Genomic DNA, 14160 nt, shown 5'->3' with positions numbered 1-14160 from the left:
GTTTGATCGCAAGACGTTGCTGGCGGCCATCACCGAGCATGCGTGACGCCATGCATGGCGTCGGCAAGCTCACCAAAGCGCCACGTGTTCCTCGACCGCGGTTACGCCGGTGCGCACAACGAGGTGACGCCGGGCCAGTAGTGATGGTTGCCGTCAGCGATACCGGCGAGGCATGTCGGCTGGGGTCATAAGCAAGGCGTTCGATTCCTTCTTCACCACCAAGGAGATCGGGCAAGGCACCGGCCTCGGGCTCAGCCAAGTGCATGGCTTCGCCAAGCAATCGCATGGGCACGTCAAGATCTACAGCGAGCTTGGTGTAGGCACGACATTGCGAAGCATCATCGCCGCCGCCTGGAGTACAGGAACAGCTGCCCACGCCGCAACACAAGTGTTGGTGGTGGAGGACGATGCGGACGTTCGCGAATTCGTGGTTGCCGCCCTGTATGACCTTGGTTACCAATCGTGCACAACGGCGTGCTGGATCCGGGTGCGCACTTGATCAGCAAGCCTCTCACGGTGGAGTAGCTGTCGCGCGAATTGCACGCGGCCATCGTTGCCAACGGTGCGTTGCATTAGAAAGCATGCCGAACATGCCATTCCGGCCTGCTTGCTGAACGCGCTCACAAACTTGCGACCTCTCGCTCACGGTTGCCGAAAAATAATGCAGCCATCTCCATGACAGGTGAGGGCGCCATGATTACGCGTATATCGGCAAGCCTCGCATTGATCGGATGCCTGATGGTATCGAGCATCAGCATGGCTTCAGCACAGCAAAGCAGTACGCCAAGCACTCAGCCGCATCGGGTCTGCCGCAAGGTGCGGGTGGAGGACCGACCGAAGGACAAGCACCAGATCGCCGGCACCCTGCTTGGTGCGGCGGCGGGTGGCCTGGTCGGCAATCAATTTGGCGGCGGCAAGGGCAAGGTGCTCACCACGGCCGGTGGCGTGGTGGCCGGTGGCTACGCAGGCAAGAAAGTGCAGGAGAGCCACCAGCAGAACCATGCGACGTATCACTATGAGGAGCGCTGTTACGACGAGCGGCAGTGATTTCTCCGCAGACGGGGATTTCGCCCCAACCTGTGTGCTTCAACATACGTCATTCCGGCGTTCGCCGGAATGGCGCCTACGCTCCGAGCACCTCACGGCAACGGATGCCCTCCTGTCACCCCATACACTTCCGCTGTCACATAACTCGATTCCTGCGAGGCCAGGAACACATACACCGAGGCCAGTTCCGCCGGCTGGCCGGGGCGGCCGAGCGGGACGTTCTTGCCGAATTCCTTCACCTTCTCCTGCGGTTGCCCGCCGGACGGTTGCAGTGGTGTCCAGATCGGGCCGGGCGCCACCGCGTTGACGCGGATGCCACGATCGGCGAGTTGTTTGCCCAGCACTTTGGTAAAGCCGACAATCGCTGATTTAGTCGGCGCATAGTCGCCGAGAATGGGTGACTGGTCGTACGCCTGGATGGAGGCGGTATTGATGATCGTCGCGCCGCGCGGCAAATGCGGCACGGCGGCCTTGCAGATCCAGAACATCGCGTAGACGTTGGTCTTGAACGTCGCATCGAACTGCTCGGTGGTGATGTCCAGGAAGCTGTCCGGATAAGCCTGCTTGCCGGCCACGTTTACCACGATGTCCAATCCGCCCATTTCCTTGACGGCCGTTTCCACCAGCTTCTTGCAGAACGCTTCATTCTTGATGTCGCCCGGTACGGTATGCACGCTGACGCCGCTGTCGTGGATGATTTTCAGCAAGTCTTCCGCGTCCGCCTCTTCTTGGGGCAGGTAGTTCAGCGTAAGGTCCGCGCCTTCGCGCGCGAAGGCGATGGCAACCGCGCGGCCGATGCCGGAGTCGCCACCAGTGATCAGCGCTTTACGGCCTTTCAGGCGACCGAAGCCGACATAGCTGTCTTCGCCATGATCGGGACGGGGCACCATGTTTTTGGCAAGGCCCGGCGGTTGTTGCGGCTGCGCGTTGAACGGTGGTCGCGGGTACTGCGTGGTGGGGTCGCGCATGCTGTACTGGTTGGTGGAGCTCATAGGTATCTCCAGCGGCAGAGCGCACATGGATACGCTGGGCATCGTCGAAGAGGCGTGTGTTTTGCGTTGGGTGTCGCATTGATCGGACGCATGCACTTTCTTCAAGCATCCCGTGGCATGGTGTGCACCATGAAGACCACGCTGGGACATGCGCTGATGCGCCTGCTTGCTGTCTTGCTCTTCGGCGCCGGCATGCTTGCCCTGGGCGCTTGCCACGATCGCAATCCGCCGGTGCAACAGCCATATGGTCCGTCGACGCCTTCCACCTCGCCGACATCGACGCGGCCGCATCAATGGCCTTCACCCACGCAAAGCGTGCGCAGTCCGTCGAAACCCGCGCCCGCTGGGTCAAGCTGATGAACCACTTGCAGAACAAATATTTCGGTGACCATGCTGCGCCGGATCGTGAGTGTTGCGATCGTTGGACCTTGGTAGTGAGCAGTGACCCCGCGTTGTTGGCGACCTTGCATTGGGTGACGGACGATCATTTCATCGGGCCGAAGCTGGAGCCGGCTTTGAGCGGCCTGTTGCAGGATGCGGTGCTGATTTGAATATCTGCGTGCGTTCACGCTTGACACACGCGTCATTGAAGCCTTTTCGCCTAGCGTGTGACCCCATGCCTTGCGGGAAGCTCAACCATGAAAAAGCGAGTGGTCTTCAGTGTCGACGACATGGCTGCCGCGCGTGCGGCGATGGATCATGTGCGTGCGGCGGGCATTGCCGACAGCGCCATCTCGCTGATTGCGCGCTCGGACAAATCGGACATGATTCCTGACGACCGCAAGGTCGTGGAAGGCGATTTTTATCCGGCCGCCGCCAAAGGCGCAGCCGGCGGTGCGGCGATCGGATTGGTGGCTGGACTGGTCGCCGTCGCCATTCCACCGCTAGGCGTGACCATCGCCGGTGCCTTGGCGATGGCCGTGGGCGGAAGCGTGCTGGGTGCGTGGTCGACTGCGCTGTCCGGCTCCGCGGTGGATGATCCGGTGCGCCGGCAGTTTGAAGACGAAGTGGAAGCAGGTCGCATCCTGGTGGTGGTCGACGCGGATGAAGAGCAGGTGCCTGCGGCGAAGCGCGCGATGGTAGCCAGTGGCGCCAAGCCCTTGCCGTTTGAGCGGCCGACGGTGGTTACGTGAGGAGGCGATGATCTGCTCCCTCCCCTGCGATAGTAAGGGAGGGTTGGGGTGGGGTTGCATGTGCTTTAGCGTGCAACCGAATGTCACCATGACCCTGATTGCAAACAGCGCATGGCGACGACTTGTGTCTCTCGACGCTCGCTACGCCCGCACCCCACCCTAGCCCTCCCCTACTTCGCAGGGGAGGGAATGCGATCCGGCGAATACGAGATACACGCGTAGGTCAGTGTCACGGGAAAACACCCACAGACGTCCACGCCACCGCACCAAAATCCCCACTGCTTGTTCACTGTTTGCGCGATACGGTCGCGGGTGCTCCACGTCGCACGTTTCGCGAGGATGACGGTACGCAGCCGCAAGCATGAGCCAGGTCTTCCCACCAAGTTTCGGCCTTTACGCCAAGCTGGCTGTGCTCGGCCTATTGCTGGTGGTGGTGTGCGCCGGCTTTGCGTGGCGCGGCACGGTGACCGCTCCGCATCGGCTGAACGAGCCGGTCAACCAGCCGGTGCCTTTCAGTCACAAGCATCACGTGGACGACGACGGCATCGATTGCCGCTTTTGCCACACCAGCGTCGAAACCTCGGCCTTCGCCGGCATGCCACCGATCGAGACCTGCATGACATGCCACTCGCAACTGTTTACCGATGCGCCGATGCTCAAACCGCTGATCGACAGCTGGAAGAGCGGCGTGCCGTTGCGCTGGAATCGCGTGTACCAGCTGCCTGACTTTGTCTATTTCAACCACAGCATCCACATCGCCAAGGGCGTGGGCTGCGTGTCCTGCCACGGGCGTATCGACCACATGCCGCTGACCCGGCGCGTGGCGCCACTGTCGATGGCGTGGTGCCTGGATTGCCATCGCCAGCCGCAGAAATTTCTGCGGCCGCGCGACAAGGTATTCGATCTGGCCTGGCAGCCGGCCGATCAGAAGCAGCTGGGCGCCGAGCTGCTGCACGAATACCACATCGACACCGGCCGCATGACGGATTGCTCGCTATGTCATCGATGAAGCTCGAGCAGGCTGCCGCGCTGGCGCGACGCAAGCTGGCCGATGCGAAGGGGCCAAGGTTCTGGCGCGCGCTGGAAGAGCTGGCGGACGATCCTGGGTTCAAGCGCGAACTGGGTGAGGCGTTGCCGCAGTTTTCCGCCTTTGCCGCGATGGATCGGCGGCGCTTTCTGCAATTGCTGGGTGCATCGCTGGCGTTCGGCGGCCTGGCTGCCTGCAGCGGGCCGTCGTCGGAGCAGATCGTGCCGTGGGAAGTGCCGCCGCCCGGCGTCACGCCGGACACGCCACAGTTCTACGCTACCACGCTTGCCTATGCCGGCGACGTGATCGGCGTGTTGGTGGAAAGCCATATGGGGCGGCCCACCAAGATCGAAGGCAACCGGCTGCATCCGGCGAGCCTGGGTGCAACCGGGCCGATGCCGCAGGCCGCGGTGCTGGATGTGTGGGATCCCGATCGATCGCAGCTGCCCTTGTATCGCGGCAAGGCGGCGAGCTGGAAGGCGTTTGCCGACGACGTGGCCACCTGGCCGGCGTCGTTTGCACACGACGGCAGCGGCTTGCACGTGGTGAGCGACCACATCGTCTCGCCCACCTTGCGTGCGCAGCGCGAGCAATGGCTGGCGCGCTTTCCGCACATGCATTGGTACGAACACGCGCCGATATCCACGCACAACAGCGAGCGAGGCGCGATGCTTGCATTCGGCCGGCCGGTCGTGTCGCGCTACCGCTTCGACCAGGCGGACGTGATCCTGTCGCTGGAAGCGGATTTCCTGGGTGGCATGCCGGGGCGCGTGGCCTATGCGCGCGCGTTTGCGGAGCGCCGCCGGCCTTCCGACATGAACCGCCTGTACGTGGTGGAAGCCACGCCGAGCCTTACCGGCGCGATGGCCGATCACTGCTGGGCCATGGCCTCGTCGTCCATCGCGTCGTTCGCGGTGGCGCTGGCGCAGGCGCTCGGTGTCGATACCGGTACGTCGCCCGGCTTTTCCAGCGGTGTGTCGGGGCGGCAGCAGCAGGCCTTGCAAGCCGATCTGCTTGCCCACCGCGGCCGTTGCCTGGTGCTGGCCGGCGAATCGCAACCGCCGCGGGTGCATGCAATGGCGCACCTGCTCAACGACAAGCTCGGCAACGTGGGGCGCACGGTCGAATACCTGGATGTGCCCGATGACGTTAGCAAGCGCGAACCCTTGCACGCGCTGCGCGATGCGATCACCGCCGGCCAGGTGAAACGCCTGGTCGTGCTGGACTGCAATCTCGTCTACAACGCGCCGGCCGACCTGGCCTTTGCGCAACTGTTCAAACAGGTGCCGCACGTCGTCCATTGGGGGCTGTATGCGGACGAGACGGCGCAGCTGGCCGAATGGCACCTGCCGGCCAGCCACACGCTGGAAAGCTGGTCGGATGCGCAGACCGATACGGGCGTCGCCAGCATCGTGCAACCGCTGATCGATCCCTTGTACCAGGGCCGTTCCGCGCACGAACTGCTGGCACTGATGATGGGCGAGCCGGTACAGGATGGCCTGGCGATCGTGCAGGCGTATTGGCGTGCGCAGAACGCGTCGATGGCGTGGGCCGATAGCGTGCGCCGGGGCGTGATTGCGGGAAGCGGCAGCGGCGTCGCGCAGGTGAGCGTGCATGCCGACGCCGTGCATGGCTGGTCGCCGAGCGCGCCGCCAGGCGATGCGCTGGAGCTGGTGTTTCGTCCCGATCCCACCGTGTGGGATGGACGTTATGCGAACAACGGCTGGTTGCAGGAATTGCCCAAGCCGCCGACCCAGTTGACCTGGAGCAACGCGGCGCTGATCAGTCCGCAGTTGGCGAAGGAGCGCGGGCTCAGCAATGGCGACGTGGTGCAGCTGGCCTGCGCGGGACGGCAGGTGGAAGCGCCGGTGTGGATCACGCCGGGACAGGCCGCGCGCAGCGTCACCGTGCATCTGGGCTACGGGCGCAAGCAGGCCGGGCGCGTCGGCGACGATCTGGGTTTCGATGCCTATGCATTGCGCACCTCGTCCAACCCGTGGACGGCGCCGGGACTGACGCTGCAAAAAACCGGGCGCGTGGTGAAACTGGCCAGCACGCAAGCGCATTTCCAGATGGACGCGGGCCAGAAGCCGCCGGTGCGCAGCCTGACGCTGGCCGACTTCCAGCGCGATCCGCATGCGGCGGAAGCGGGCGACAAGACGCCGCTGTCGATCTACCCCGCGCAGCCGCAGGGCGAGTACGCCTGGGCGATGGCGATCGATCTCAACGCCTGCATCGGCTGCAAGGGCTGCACCATTGCCTGCCAGGCGGAAAACAATATTCCGGTGGTGGGCGCCGAGCAGGTGCTGCGCGAGCGCGAGATGCATTGGATCCGCGTGGACCGTTACTACTCCGGGCCGCCCGAGCAACCCACCGTGCACCACCAGCCGGTACCGTGCATGCAATGCGAGCATGCGCCGTGCGAACTGGTCTGCCCGGTCGGCGCCACCCTGCACGATGACGAAGGCTTGAACCTGCAGGTGTACAACCGTTGCGTCGGCACGCGCTGGTGTTCAAACAATTGCCCTTACAAGGTGCGCCGCTTCAATTTTTTGCAATTCAGCGACCTCACCACCGAAACGCTGAAGGGGCAGCGCAATCCGGAAGTGACGGTACGCAACCGCGGCGTGATGGAGAAATGCACCTACTGCATCCAGCGCATCGAACAGGCGCATATTGCCGCGGACCGCGAGCAGCGCCGGATCAAGGACGGCGAAATCGTCACTGCCTGCCAGGCGGCTTGTCCCACGCAGGCGATCACCTTCGGTGACTTGCGCGACCCGGGCAGTGCCGTGAACCGCGTGAAAGCATCCCCGCGCAACTACGCATTGCTGGAAGAACTCAATACGCGTCCACGCACCAGCTATCTCGCGCAACTGCGCAATCCGCATCCGGACCTGGAGGACGAAGCATGAGCACGCCCATCCGCCCGGACGAGCCAGTGCTGAAAGGACCGCAGACCTATACCAGCATTACCGAGAAGGTCGGTGCCATCGCCTTCCAGCCCAATGGGCTGCTGTGGTTCGTGGCGTTCGCAGGGTCGCTGCTGCTGACCTTGTTGTTCATGGCCGGCATCGGCGAACTGTTCACCAACGGCGTCGGCATCTGGGGCATCAACATTCCGGTCGCGTGGGGCTTTGCGCTGATCAACTACGTGTGGTGGATCGCCATCGGCATGGCCGGCACGTTCATTTCCGGCGCGCTGTACCTGACCCGGCAGAAGTGGCGCTCGTCGCTGAATCGCTATGCGGAGGCGATGACGGTGTTCGCGGTAGCGGTGTCGGGCCTGTTCCCGATCTTCCATCTGGGGCGGCCGTTCTTCTTCTACTGGGTGGCGTTCTACCCGAACCGCATGGCGCTGTGGCCGCAATGGCGCAGTTCGCTGGTGTGGGATTTCCTCGCCATCGTTGCCTACCTGCTGGTGTCGATCATGTTCTGGTACGTGGGCATGCTGCCGGACCTGGGCAGCTTGCGCGACCAGGCGCGCACGCGCGGCAAGCAGATTTTCTACGGGCTACTCGCGCTCGGCTGGCGCGGCGAGGCGCGGCATTGGAAGCGTTTCGAAACGCTGAACCTTTTGTTGGCAGGGCTGGCGGTGCCGCTGGTGTTTTCCGTGCACAGCATGGTGGCGCTGGATTTTTCCGAAGGCGCGGTGCCTGGCTGGCATTCCACCATGTTCCCGCCGTTCTTCGTGGCAGGTGCGTTTTTCTCCGGCTTTGCCATGGCATTGGTGCTGGGCATTCCCATGCGCCGCTGGTTGGGCCTGGGCGACATCATCACGCCCAGGCACTTGGACAATCTCGCCAAGATGATGCTCGCCGCGGGGCTGTTCGTGGCCTACAACTACGCCGTCGAGTTCTTCATGGCGTTCTACAGCGGTGATCCCTACGAGATAACGGAGGTCAAGGATCGGCTGGTGGGTCCCTATGCGTGGGTGTTCTGGACCGTGGTCTTCTGCAACGTCCTGACGCCGCAATGGCTGTGGTCGCCGCGCATCCGGCGCAACACGGTGGCGTTGTTCGTGATCTCCTTGCTGGTGTTGATCGGCATGTGGTTCGAGCGCTTCATGCTGATCATCAACAGCCTGTTCCGTCCCTACCTGCCATCGAGCTTCGGCATGTTCTATCCCACGGTATGGGATCTGATCTTCCTGTTCGGCTCGGTGGGCCTGTTCCTGTGGCTGTTCACGCTGTTCGTGCGCTGGCTGCCGATCGTGGCGACGTTCGAAATGCGCAAGCTGATCCACGAGCTGAAGGAGCCGGGCTGATGGCGAAGCAAGCGCAACGCTACGGCTGCATGGCGTTTTTCGAAACGCCGGAGTCGCTGGTGGATGCCGTGCGTGCGCTGCGCCAGGCCGGTTACGCCAGCATCGAGGCGTACACGCCGTTTCCGGTGGAGGCATTGGACGAGGCGCTGGGCCTTGCGCACACGGGCGTGCCCTTGGCGACCTTCGTCGGCGGCGCCATCGGTTTCGTCGGCATGCTGGTGATGCAATACATCGCCGCCGTGCTGGATTACCCGGAACGGGTGGGCGGACGTCCGTTTGCCAGCTGGCCGGCGTTCATTCCGGCGGCGCTGGAGATGACGTTTCTGCTGGCCGCCGCTGGCGGCGTGCTGGCGATGCTGGTGGGCAACCGGCTGCCGAAGTTCTATCACGCCGTATTCAATGTGGAGCGCTTCGAGCGCGTCAGCCAGGACCAGTTCGCGCTGGTGGTGCGGCTGGAGGAAGGAAACACCGCGCGCTTGCGCGAATTGCTGCAGGGCTTGCACGCGCTACAAGTGGACGAGGTGCCGGCATGAGGCGAAGCGGACTTGGCGCGCGTTTTCGCTATGTGCCGCTGCTCGGCGCGGCGTTGCTGCTTGGCGGCTGCGAGCGCGCCATGCACGACATGTACAGCCAACCCAAGTACAAGCCCGGTTCGCCCAGTCCCTTGTTCGCCGACGGCAACGCCGCAAGGCGTCCGCCCGAGGGCAGTATCCCGGCCGCGCAGGGCGAACTGGCCGGCCCCTCCAGCGGGCGCCTGGGTCGCACCGAAGCGGCACCGACCGCGTCTTCATCCGGCGGCAATCCGTATCCGGTCACGCTCGCGCAGCTGCAACGCGGACGCAACCGCTACGACATCTACTGCGCGCCTTGCCACGGCCTGACCGGCGCAGGCAACGGCATGATCGTGCAGCGCGGTTTTCCGCAACCCCTGCCGTACCTGGATGCGCGCCTGCTGCAGGCGTCGGATGCGGAGCTTGAGCGTTCCATCCGTAATGGCGATGGCGCGATGTATCCCTTCGCCGGACGCGTCGATGCGCAGGATCGCTGGGCGATCGTCGCCTACATCCGCGCGTTGCAGCTCAGCCAGCGCGTGCCGGCGGAGCGCCTGGCGCCGCAGGATCTGCACGCGCTTGGCGCAGGAGGCGCAAGCTCGCCATGACGCGCGCCAACGCATCCAGCCTGGTGGGAACCGTGGTCACCCTGGCGTTGCTGGTGGCGGGCTTTGTGTTTGCGGCCGGGCATATGCGCCATGCCTTGTTCATCTATCTCGCCAGCTGGTTGTTCGTGCTTGGCGTGGTCCTCGGCAGTATGACGCTGGTGATGATTCATGCCTTGACCGGCGGCGCCTGGGGTGAGCGGCTCGGGCCTGAGTGCCTGGCGGCGACGCGCTTGCTGCCGTACGCAGCCTTGGCCGTGATTCCGCTGCTGATCGGCATGCACCTGCTGTTTCCCTGGCTGCGGGCGGACCCGGTGGATGACCCTTACCTCACTCATCAGCGTTGGTATCTCAATGCACCCGGCCTGGTCGTGCGCACGGTGGTGGTGTTCGCAATCTGGGCGTGGATGGCTTACGGCGTGATGCGCGCTGCCGGCGACGGCCGAACGCTCCGGCCGCGTTTTGCAGCGGGCAGCCTGGTGGCCTTGCTGTTGACCATCACCTTGGCAGCGGTGGACTGGGTGATGTCGCTGGTGCCGCATTGGCATAGCACCGATATCGGCCTGCTGCTGTTTACCAGCCAGTTGCTGATCGCGTTTGCGCTGGCGGTGTTGATGCATCTGGCGCGCAATGCGCGCGCCAGTACGGCGCCGCCGCAGTTGTTGCGCGATTTCGGCAACCTGCTGCTGGTGATGGTGCTGGGTTGGGCGTACGTCAGTTTCATCGATTATCTCACCAGCTGGGTGGCGGACCTGCCGGCGGAAACGGCGTGGTACGCACCGCGCCTGCTGACCGGCTGGTGGTGGTTGGGGGTGACGGTGGCGTGCCTGGGCCTGGGCCTGCCGTTCTTCGCCTTGCTGTTGGGCAAGGTGAAAACTTCGCTGCGTGCGTTGTGCATCGTTGCGGTGGTCAGCCTGTTTGCGCAATGGCTCAACCTGATCTGGCTGGTGCTGCCCAGCGGCGCCATGCACGGCGTGACGTTGCGCTGGACCGATCCGCTGATCTGCTTCGGTTTGCTGGGATGCTGCGCCATGCGCTACCGCGCAGCGCTGCGGGCGGGGAGGGCGCGCGATGGGCAGGGCGCATGAACCGCATCGCATCGATGCGCCGACCCTGCACAAGCTGGGCGGGCTCTTCACGCTGCTGCTTATCCTGGTGCTGTGCGTGATGTACGTGCTATGGCAGCACGTGCACCCGTGGACGCTCAGCGCGCCGCCGCAGGTCGTGCCGCCGCCCCCACGCGTGCAGGCCGCTCCGCCGGTGGATCGCATGACGCAATACCGGTTGCAGGCACAACGCCTGAACACCTATGGCTGGAACGATGCCGCGCATCGCACCGCGCATGTTCCGATCGAACGCGCGATGGCTTTGCTGGTGCAGCAGCAGGCGGCAGCGCCGCCGCATGCAGACGGGAGTATGCCGCGATGATCGGACGCACCTGCCTGTTGCTGTTCCTGATGAGCCTGGCCTGCGTGGCCGCCGCGGCGCCGCCGCCTCCGCCGCATCTCACGCAGCGTGCCGATTTTCAGCAGAAACTGGGGGCGTCCTTGCCGACGACGACGCCATTCACCGACGCATCCGGCCGAACCGCCAGCCTGGCGCAATGGATGGATGGGCGCCCGACGCTGCTGATGCTCGGCTATTTCCGCTGCCCCAACCTATGCGACGTGGCGCAGCAGGGCATGGCGCATGCGCTTGCGCTATCGGGATTGACGCCCGGGCGTGACGTGAGCGTGCTGTTCGTCAGCATCGATCCGCGCGATACGCCGGCTGACGCGGCCCACAAGCAGCGGATGATTGCCGGCATGCACGGCGATGCGAACGCCACCACCTGGCATTTCCTGGTCGGCCGCAGGGCGTCCATCGATGCGCTGGCGGGGGCGATCGGCTATCACTATTTCTACGATGCGCGGCTGAATCAATACGCGCATCCGGCCGGGCTCGTGATCGCCACCGCGGACGGCCGCGTCAACCAGTATCTGATGGGCGTGAATTATGTGCCGCAGACCTTGCACCTGGCGGTGGTGGCGGCATCCCATCACACGCTCGGCAGCGTGGTCGATCAACTGGTGCTGTTGTGCTGCGGCTATGACCCCACCACTGGGCGCTACACGGTCACCATCACGCGCATCATGCAGGGGCTGGGCATCGGCTTCGTGGTGCTGTTGCTGGTGATGTTTTTGTTGCTGCGCCGACGGTCGGGAGCGTCGTCATGAGTATCCAGCTGCCAGAGGCCTCCAACTTCTCGGTGCCGATCGACCGCATGTTCGACGCCATGCTGGTGTTGTGCGGCAGCGTGGCGCTGGGCGTGTTCGTGGTGATGTTCTGGTTCTGCATCAAGTACCGGCACGGCAGCGACGCCAACCGCGAAGGGCGGCAGAGCACCAAGATGAGCCTGGAAATCGGCTGGACGCTGATTCCGTTCGTGCTGTTCGTGGGCATGTTCGCGTGGAGCATCAACCTGTGGACGCTGTTGCGCACGCCACCGGCCGGCGCCACGCCGATCTATGTCATTGCCAAGCAATGGATGTGGAAGGTGCAGCATGCCAACGGGCGGCGCGAGATCGACATGCTGCACGTGCCGCTGGGCGTGCCAGTGCGCCTGATCATGACCTCGCAGGACGTGATCCACAGTTTCTATGTGCCGGATTTCCGCGTGAAACAGGACGTGGTGCCGGGGCGCTACACCGCGCTGTGGTTCACCGCGACCAAGCTGGGCAGCTTTCCCTTGCTGTGCTCGGAGTATTGCGGCACCGACCACGCGGCGATGACCGGCACGGTCGAGGTGGTGTCACCCAGGGATTACCAGCGGTGGCTGCACGCGAGCACGGCGCTGCCGCCGGCAAAGCGGGGGCGGCAATTGTTTGTCCAGTTCGGTTGCAGCGGCTGCCACGATCCCGGCGCCGGCATCCATGCACCGGACCTGCACGGCCTGTACCGCAGCCGGGTGCAGCTGGCCGACGGTACCAGCGTCATCGCGGACGATCGCTATCTGCACGATTCCATCATGTTGCCGTCTACGCAGATCGTGGCGGGGTACACGCCGATCATGCCGACGTATCAGTCACGCATCGACGAAGAGGATGTGCTGGCCTTGCTCGCTTACATCAAGTCGTTGGGGGCGGAACCCTCGGCTGTTCAACATGGGGGTGCGCATGAATAGCGTTGGATATATCAGCGTGCAAACCGAGTGGCGCGTATCTCGACGCTTGCCACGATGCGCTCCCTCCCCTGCGACAGTAGGGGAGGGCTGGGGTGGGGTTGCCTGTGCTTTAGCGCGCAGCGAAATCGCCGCGATGATTTTTGATCGCAAGAGGCACATTGCAGCGATGTGTGGGTCGCCCAGCTCGCTGCGCTCGCGCCCCACCCTAACCCTCCCCTACTGGCGTAGGGGAGGGGACGCATCATGGCAACTGCGAGATACACGGCGCACTGTGCTTGAGTAAATGCCAATCGAGCGCGAATTCCCCTATCGACATGCCCGCCATCGGGAGAACGTCATGAACGCAACAGCCACCACTGCCGACATCGAATCGATGGGTTCGGGCTACCTGGTCGAAGGCGGGCGCACGCTGTGGTCGTGGCTGAGCACGCGCGACCACAAGCGCATCGCAATCCTGTACACCATCGCGATCACCACGTTCTTCTTCATGGGCGGCGCGGCGGCCACGCTGATCCGCCTGACATTGATTCACCCGGATGGCCGCCTGCTTTCGGCCGAAACGTACAACAAGACCTTCACCTTCCACGGCGTGGTGATGGTGTGGTTTTTCCTGATTCCGTCCATTCCCTCGACGATGGGCAATTTCCTGCTGCCCTTGATGATCGGCGCGCGCGACATGGCGTTTCCGCGCCTGAATCTGTTCAGCTGGTACCTGTACATGATCGGCGGCTTGTTCACCGCGGCCGCCTTGGTGTTCGGCGGCGTGGATACGGGTTGGACGTTCTACACGCCGTTCTCCACTATGTTCTCCAACTCTAATGTGATCCTGGTGGTGGTCGGCGTGTTCGTGGTCGGCTTCTCGACCATTCTCACCGGCCTGAACATGATCGTTACCACGCACACGATGCGCGCGCCGGGCATGCACTGGTACCGGATGCCCTTGTTCGTATGGGCGATGTACGCCACCAGCGTGGTGATGATGCTGGCCACGCCAGTGCTGGCGATGACGCTGTCGCTGATCGGACTGGAACGCCTGGCCGGCGTGGGCATTTTCGATCCGGCGCTCGGCGGTGATCCCATCCTGTTCCAGCATTTCTTCTGGTTCTATTCGCATCCGGCGGTATACATCATGATCCTGCCGGCGATGGGCGTGGTCAGCGAGCTGATCTGCAATGGCGTGCGGCGCCGGATCTTCGGCTACAAGTTCATGGCCTGGTCGATGTTCGGCATTGCCTTCATCGGATTCCTGGTGTGGGGGCACCACATGTTTGTGGCCGGGCAGTCGATGTATGCCGGCATCGTGTTTTCCATCCTCAGTTTCGTCGTGGCGGTGCCATCGGCGATCAAGGTATTCAACTGGCTTGCCACGCTGTAC

The 14160-nt window shown here is 63.8% G+C and carries 15 protein-coding genes; 14 read left to right on the top strand and 1 reads right to left on the bottom strand.

Annotated elements, in window-relative coordinates:
- Positions 1–172 precede the first annotated feature (172 nt).
- Both VMA74_RS00615 and VMA74_RS00610 read left to right on the top strand, forming a co-directional pair.
- Positions 173–499 (top strand): hypothetical protein, encoded by a 327-nt coding sequence (locus VMA74_RS00615; protein ID WP_325363769.1) that lies wholly within the window; start codon positions 173–175, stop codon positions 497–499.
- 257 nt (positions 500–756) lie between these two features.
- Positions 757–1047 (top strand): glycine zipper 2TM domain-containing protein, encoded by a 291-nt coding sequence (locus VMA74_RS00610; RefSeq protein WP_325363767.1) that lies wholly within the window; start codon positions 757–759, stop codon positions 1045–1047.
- 92 nt (positions 1048–1139) lie between these two features.
- On the opposite strand, the gene VMA74_RS00605 is transcribed toward VMA74_RS00610, so the two are convergent.
- Positions 1140–2039, bottom strand: a complete 900-nt coding sequence (locus tag VMA74_RS00605; RefSeq protein WP_325363765.1) for an SDR family oxidoreductase — start codon at positions 2037–2039, stop codon at positions 1140–1142.
- 129 nt (positions 2040–2168) lie between these two features.
- Between VMA74_RS00605 and VMA74_RS00600 the strand changes: the two genes are divergently transcribed.
- The 12 genes from VMA74_RS00600 to VMA74_RS00545 form a co-directional block, all read left to right on the top strand.
- Positions 2169–2396, top strand: a complete 228-nt coding sequence (locus VMA74_RS00600) for a hypothetical protein (protein ID WP_325363764.1) — start codon at positions 2169–2171, stop codon at positions 2394–2396.
- A gap of 281 nt (positions 2397–2677) precedes the next feature.
- The gene (locus VMA74_RS00595; RefSeq protein ID WP_325363763.1) at positions 2678–3172 is read left to right on the top strand and encodes a hypothetical protein; all 495 of its coding nucleotides are present in this window, start codon (positions 2678–2680) and stop codon (positions 3170–3172) included.
- Between the two features lie 361 nt (positions 3173–3533).
- Positions 3534–4181, top strand: a complete 648-nt coding sequence (locus tag VMA74_RS00590; RefSeq protein WP_325363761.1) for a cytochrome c3 family protein — start codon at positions 3534–3536, stop codon at positions 4179–4181.
- Entirely contained in the window at positions 4169–7114 is a 2946-nt protein-coding gene (locus tag VMA74_RS00585; protein WP_325363759.1) for a TAT-variant-translocated molybdopterin oxidoreductase, read from the top strand. The genes VMA74_RS00590 and VMA74_RS00585 overlap by 13 nt, the downstream gene beginning before the upstream one ends.
- Positions 7111–8466, top strand: coding sequence for an NrfD/PsrC family molybdoenzyme membrane anchor subunit (gene nrfD, locus VMA74_RS00580; RefSeq protein ID WP_325363757.1), 1356 nt, complete (start codon positions 7111–7113; stop codon positions 8464–8466). The genes VMA74_RS00585 and nrfD overlap by 4 nt, the downstream gene beginning before the upstream one ends.
- A complete protein-coding gene (locus tag VMA74_RS00575) occupies positions 8466–8999 on the top strand; it encodes a DUF3341 domain-containing protein (RefSeq protein WP_325363755.1) in 534 nt (177 codons plus the stop codon). The genes nrfD and VMA74_RS00575 overlap by 1 nt, the downstream gene beginning before the upstream one ends.
- Positions 8996–9625, top strand: coding sequence for a cytochrome c (locus VMA74_RS00570; protein ID WP_325363753.1), 630 nt, complete (start codon positions 8996–8998; stop codon positions 9623–9625). The genes VMA74_RS00575 and VMA74_RS00570 overlap by 4 nt, the downstream gene beginning before the upstream one ends.
- The gene (locus tag VMA74_RS00565; protein ID WP_325363751.1) at positions 9622–10710 is read left to right on the top strand and encodes a hypothetical protein; all 1089 of its coding nucleotides are present in this window, start codon (positions 9622–9624) and stop codon (positions 10708–10710) included. Before VMA74_RS00570 ends, VMA74_RS00565 begins: the two co-directional genes overlap by 4 nt.
- Positions 10694–11050, top strand: coding sequence for a hypothetical protein (locus VMA74_RS00560; protein WP_325363749.1), 357 nt, complete (start codon positions 10694–10696; stop codon positions 11048–11050). The genes VMA74_RS00565 and VMA74_RS00560 overlap by 17 nt, the downstream gene beginning before the upstream one ends.
- Positions 11047–11838 (top strand): SCO family protein, encoded by a 792-nt coding sequence (locus VMA74_RS00555; protein ID WP_325363747.1) that lies wholly within the window; start codon positions 11047–11049, stop codon positions 11836–11838. The genes VMA74_RS00560 and VMA74_RS00555 overlap by 4 nt, the downstream gene beginning before the upstream one ends.
- Positions 11835–12785 carry a cytochrome c oxidase subunit II gene (coxB, locus tag VMA74_RS00550; protein ID WP_325363745.1) on the top strand — a complete coding sequence of 317 codons (951 nt, stop codon included), beginning with the start codon at positions 11835–11837 and terminating at the stop codon, positions 12783–12785. Before VMA74_RS00555 ends, coxB begins: the two co-directional genes overlap by 4 nt.
- 337 nt (positions 12786–13122) lie before the next feature.
- Positions 13123–14160 (top strand): cytochrome c oxidase subunit I (locus VMA74_RS00545; protein WP_325363743.1); only part of this gene is annotated, 1038 nt, incomplete at its 3' end.

It is taken from the genome of Dyella sp., assembly GCF_035508675.1.
Taxonomy (GTDB): domain Bacteria; phylum Pseudomonadota; class Gammaproteobacteria; order Xanthomonadales; family Rhodanobacteraceae; genus Dyella_B.
This window is presented reverse-complemented; position numbering and strand designations above follow the sequence as displayed.

What these genes read in the sequence shown, in the direction of transcription:
- VMA74_RS00615 (WP_325363769.1), top strand. Translation starts at nt 173, where the DNA reads ATGTCGGCTGGGGTCATAAGCAAGGCGTTCGATTCCTTCTTCACCACC.
- VMA74_RS00600 (WP_325363764.1), top strand. Translation starts at nt 2,169, where the DNA reads ATGAAGACCACGCTGGGACATGCGCTGATGCGCCTGCTTGCTGTCTTG.
- VMA74_RS00565 (WP_325363751.1), top strand. Translation starts at nt 9,622, where the DNA reads ATGACGCGCGCCAACGCATCCAGCCTGGTGGGAACCGTGGTCACCCTG.
- nrfD (WP_325363757.1), top strand. Translation starts at nt 7,111, where the DNA reads ATGAGCACGCCCATCCGCCCGGACGAGCCAGTGCTGAAAGGACCGCAG.
- VMA74_RS00595 (WP_325363763.1), top strand. Translation starts at nt 2,678, where the DNA reads ATGAAAAAGCGAGTGGTCTTCAGTGTCGACGACATGGCTGCCGCGCGT.
- VMA74_RS00585 (WP_325363759.1), top strand. Translation starts at nt 4,169, where the DNA reads ATGTCATCGATGAAGCTCGAGCAGGCTGCCGCGCTGGCGCGACGCAAG.
- VMA74_RS00560 (WP_325363749.1), top strand. Translation starts at nt 10,694, where the DNA reads ATGGGCAGGGCGCATGAACCGCATCGCATCGATGCGCCGACCCTGCAC.
- VMA74_RS00610 (WP_325363767.1), top strand. Translation starts at nt 757, where the DNA reads ATGGCTTCAGCACAGCAAAGCAGTACGCCAAGCACTCAGCCGCATCGG.
- coxB (WP_325363745.1), top strand. Translation starts at nt 11,835, where the DNA reads ATGAGTATCCAGCTGCCAGAGGCCTCCAACTTCTCGGTGCCGATCGAC.
- VMA74_RS00605 (WP_325363765.1), bottom strand. Translation starts at nt 2,039, where the DNA reads ATGAGCTCCACCAACCAGTACAGCATGCGCGACCCCACCACGCAGTAC.
- VMA74_RS00590 (WP_325363761.1), top strand. Translation starts at nt 3,534, where the DNA reads ATGAGCCAGGTCTTCCCACCAAGTTTCGGCCTTTACGCCAAGCTGGCT.
- VMA74_RS00575 (WP_325363755.1), top strand. Translation starts at nt 8,466, where the DNA reads ATGGCGAAGCAAGCGCAACGCTACGGCTGCATGGCGTTTTTCGAAACG.
- VMA74_RS00570 (WP_325363753.1), top strand. Translation starts at nt 8,996, where the DNA reads ATGAGGCGAAGCGGACTTGGCGCGCGTTTTCGCTATGTGCCGCTGCTC.
- VMA74_RS00555 (WP_325363747.1), top strand. Translation starts at nt 11,047, where the DNA reads ATGATCGGACGCACCTGCCTGTTGCTGTTCCTGATGAGCCTGGCCTGC.